We start from the raw sequence: 4047 nt of genomic DNA on the forward strand, positions 1-4047 counted from the left end.
CAGTCGGGCATCACTCCGGATTTCATGTGCCTGTCCAAGGGGCTCACCGCCGGCTACCTGCCTCTGTCGGTGGTACTGACCACCGATGATGTCTACAACGCCTTCTACGACGACTATGAGACCCTCAAGGCGTTTCTGCACAGCCACAGCTACACGGGCAACCCCATTGGCTGCGCCGTGGCGTTGGCGACCCTGGACATCTTCCGGGATGACAATGTGATTGAGAGCAACCGCGCGCTCTCCACGTGCATGGCCAAATCCGTCGCCCATCTTGCGGAGCACCCCAATGTCGGCGACATTCGCCAGCATGGCATGACCATGGCGGTGGAAATGGTGAAAGATAAAGCGTCGAAAACGCCCTTCCCCTGGCAGGAGCGCCGTGGCATTCGTGTTTACCAGCATGCATTAACCCGCCAGGCCTTGCTTCGCCCCCTGGGTAATGTGGTTTACTTCATGCCGCCTTACGTGATCACCGAAGAACAGATCCGCCATCTGGGCCAGGTTGCGACGGAAGGCATTGAGATCGCAGTTCGCGACTGACAGCCGCCCGGAATCTGAGAGACCAGCTCATGCGCATACCCCGCATCTACACCGATTCCGCCCTCACCGAGGGCGGCACCGCAGCACTTGATGACAACGCCGCACAACATGTGGGCCGGGTATTGCGCATGCAGCCGGGACAGGAGCTGCTGCTTTTCAACGGTGATGGCAACGACTACCCCGCCACCATTTCCAGTGCCAGCAAGAAGAACGTGGAAGTCCAGGTTGGTACCCCGGAAGCCAACACCACCGAATCCCCACTGGAAATCGTTCTCGGCCAGACCCTCTCCAAGGGTGACCGCATGGACTACGCAGTGCAAAAAGCGGTGGAAATGGGTGTTTCCCGCATCGTGCCATTAACCACCGAACGATGCGACGTAAAACTGAAGGGCGACCGGGAAGACAAGCGCCTGCGCCACTGGCAATCCGTTGCCATCAGCGCCGCCGAGCAGTGCGGGCGCGCCCGGGTGCCAGAGATCCTGCCGGTGATGACGGTTTCCGAGTGGCTGGAACACAGCCGCGATTGCGAAGTCCGCCTGGTTCTCCACCACCGCACCGAACACGCCCTGAAGTCCATCATCCCCCCAGAACGGGTGGCTCTCATGATCGGCCCGGAAGGCGGCCTCTCCCCCGAGGAAATCGCCCAGGCGGAAAAAGAAGGTTTCCTGCCGGTGGCCCTCGGCCCCCGGGTACTGCGAACGGAAACCGCCCCAGTTGCGGCCATGGCGCTTTGCCAATGGCTTTGGGGTGACATAGGCAGCTGACCCATCCCGACCGTGCCGCCGTCTCATGTCGGCACGCAAGTCATTGACATGAAGGGGTGCCAACAACATTATCCCTGTCGACTCCGAAAGCAAAAAAACGATCACACGCGAGTAACGGGATGACAAGCCTGCTAAGCACCCAAGAATTCTGGCAATACCTCAGTATCCCGGTCATTGCCGCCCTGATTGGCTGGACCACCAACTGGCTGGCCATCAAGATGACCTTCTACCCGCTGGAATTCATCGGCAAACCACCGCTGCTTGGCTGGCAAGGCATTATTCCCTCGAAGGCCCGTAAAATGGCGGCCATCAGTGTCGATGCCACGATTTCCAAGATCGGAACCGTTCGGGAGATCTTTCAGCAGATCGATCCGAAAGTTCTCGCCACCCATATCGTTCACTCCGTCGAACCCCGCATCGAGGAATACGTGGACGAAATGATGCTCAAGGAATACCCCACCTTCTGGGAAAACCTGCCGGCCTCGGCCAGGAAGATGGTCTACGATCGCGTCCGCAAATCCACGCCCCAGCTCGTGGACAACCTGGTGGAAGATGTCTCCGACAACATTGAAGACCTGCTGGATATCAAGGGCATGGTCATTGAGCGCCTGGCCAGCGACAAGGAGCTGCTGAACCGGATCTTTATCGAGTGCGGTGAGGTGGAATTCCGGTTCATCATCAACTCTGGGCTCTACTTCGGCTTTTTGTTCGGCCTGATCCAGATGGCAGTCTGGTATGTCTATCCGAGCTGGTGGGTGCTGCCGTTCTTCGGTCTTCTGGTGGGTTGGGCAACCAACTGGATTGCCCTGAATGTGATTTTCCGGCCGCTGCACGCCAAAAAAGTCGGCCCCTTCCGGATTCAGGGTCTTTTCCTGAAACGCCAGCCGGCCGTGGCTGAGTCATTCTGCCACATCGTGACCCACGAGATTCTCACCGTTGGCAACATCATCAACGCGATTCTTGATGGGCCCAAGGGTGATCGCGCCCGCAACATGGTCAAGAAGCACATCAAACCGCTGGTGGATGAAACCGCTGGCATGGGCAAGGCGCTGACCCAGATGGCCTTCGGACCCACTGGCTTTGCAACGCTCAAGAACAAGGTTGGCGAGAAGGCCATCGAAATATCACAGACATCGTTCAACAACCCGGTGTTCGAGAAGGACCGGGCCAGAGCCGTCGAATCGATCATGGTCGAGCGGATGATTGCACTGTCTTCCGAAGAGTTTCAGGACTTGCTACGGCCCTGTTTCCAGGAGGATGAAATCAAACTGATCCTGGTGGGCGCATTCCTCGGCTTTGGCGCCGGCATATGCCAACTGGTGTTCGTGTTCGGGGAGTCGTTCCTGTAAATTCCTGCAATAATTCACCGGCTTAAAACCTGTGCAAGGATGCGTCGTACATCTATACTCTCGGAAACGGAGGTTCATTACTTCGAACAGGTTCGACCCGGAGGCAACGGATGCCAGGTTTTCTCTCCTGGATTTCAGGATTATTCCCAAGCAAACAATCTGCACCACCCGCTCCGGAAGCGCGGCTGTTCAATCCATCCCCGGAGAAGCCGGCTACCGACACCCCTGACACCAGCCCGGAGCTTGCCCAACAGCTTGAGGAACATCTGTTCTGCTGGCTGCTGGATGCCGAGCCGGCAGCCCTGCGTGTTGATCTTTCTTCCTACGAGGACGTGCTGAAGGAGCTTTATCAGCGGCTCACCAGCAACAAAATGGAGGAACTGCCCCGCCAACCCATGAGCCTGCCCATGCTCATGCGGGCCCTGTCCGACGAGTCCACAGACCGCCAGCGGCTCACGGAGATCATTCTTGGTGATCCCTCGTTGACCGATCAATTGCTTCAGATTGCCAACAGCCCCTACTTCCGGACCAGCGACCACGCCATTGAATCGGTGGACCAGGCGGTATTTGTACTGGGGGTAGATGGCATCCGGAACGTGATTTCCGCGGCAGTTATGCGCCCCATGATGGCCGCAAGGAACAGCCGGGAAGCGCTGTTTGGTCAGCGTGGCTGGCGCTGGGGGCTGACCTGTGCCCGGGCGGCGGAACTGATCGCCAGAACCCAGGGCGAAGACACCAGTGCACACTTTATGGTAGGCCTGCTGCCCTCACTGGCGTACATCACGATCCGCCGTGAACTTCAGCGAATCTGCCGGTCGCGCACAGCAATCGGCGAACCGGAGCCAGCGCTTATTCGGCATGCTCTGGCCAGATACCAGTGGGCTACCTGCCAGCTCCTGGCGAACGAATGGAACCTTCCCCCCAAGTACCATGCCTACCTGCTGGCCGCGGAACGGCCAGCCCCAAAACAGAAGCACACTCCGCTGACGGACGGCATGGTTATTGGCACACGGGAAGTACTCAGGCACGCCCATCAACGCAACCTCGCAGAAGAGGACCTGCCGAAAGTGGTGCGCTTGACCCCGGATCAGATCAGCAACATTCGCAACGCACTGCAGAAGATGCTTCGGGAAGGCGGCCGTTCAACTGTCAGAAGTTGAGACATGCTCGCTCTCCATCACAGCTCCTGGTTTTTCCTTTGCCTCGTCGCCGCGCAACAACTCCGCAAAGGTTCGTGTTTCCTCCACCTTGCGGACTCCCACCAATTCGGCAGGAATCACTTTCGGGAGCCGATCAACAATCCGATCCTCGTCATGGCGAACAACCCTGAGAACGTCTCCGATCGTTATCAGATCCAGCGCCCGCCCGGGCACCAGTCGATCGCCCTGACTCCC

At 58.4% G+C, this 4047-nt stretch carries 4 protein-coding genes and 1 pseudogene; 4 read left to right on the forward strand and 1 reads right to left on the reverse strand.

The window, feature by feature from the left end; genetic code table 11:
* From B2W52_RS05135 to B2W52_RS05150, 4 genes are all read left to right on the forward strand, one after another.
* The coding region (locus B2W52_RS05135; RefSeq protein ID WP_286801758.1) for an aminotransferase class III-fold pyridoxal phosphate-dependent enzyme at positions 1-540 on the forward strand (540 nt) is incomplete at its 5' end.
* 29 nt (positions 541-569) lie between these two features.
* Entirely contained in the window at positions 570-1304 is a 735-nt protein-coding gene (locus B2W52_RS05140) for a 16S rRNA (uracil(1498)-N(3))-methyltransferase (protein ID WP_053112940.1), read from the forward strand.
* Between the two features lie 119 nt (positions 1305-1423).
* Entirely contained in the window at positions 1424-2653 is a 1230-nt protein-coding gene (locus B2W52_RS05145) for a DUF445 domain-containing protein (protein WP_014578176.1), read from the forward strand.
* A gap of 110 nt (positions 2654-2763) precedes the next feature.
* Positions 2764-3813 carry an HDOD domain-containing protein gene (locus B2W52_RS05150; RefSeq protein WP_273083338.1) on the forward strand — a complete coding sequence of 350 codons (1050 nt, stop codon included), beginning with the start codon at positions 2764-2766 and terminating at the stop codon, positions 3811-3813.
* Here B2W52_RS05150 and B2W52_RS05155 read toward each other — a convergent pair.
* Positions 3796-4047 (reverse strand): annotated as a pseudogene (locus tag B2W52_RS05155) (ribonuclease BN); the annotation flags it as partial. The gene B2W52_RS05150 and the pseudogene B2W52_RS05155 overlap by 18 nt on opposite strands.

This window comes from Marinobacter sp. UBA2498 (genome assembly GCF_002341575.1).
GTDB lineage: Bacteria > Pseudomonadota > Gammaproteobacteria > Pseudomonadales > Oleiphilaceae > Marinobacter > Marinobacter manganoxydans.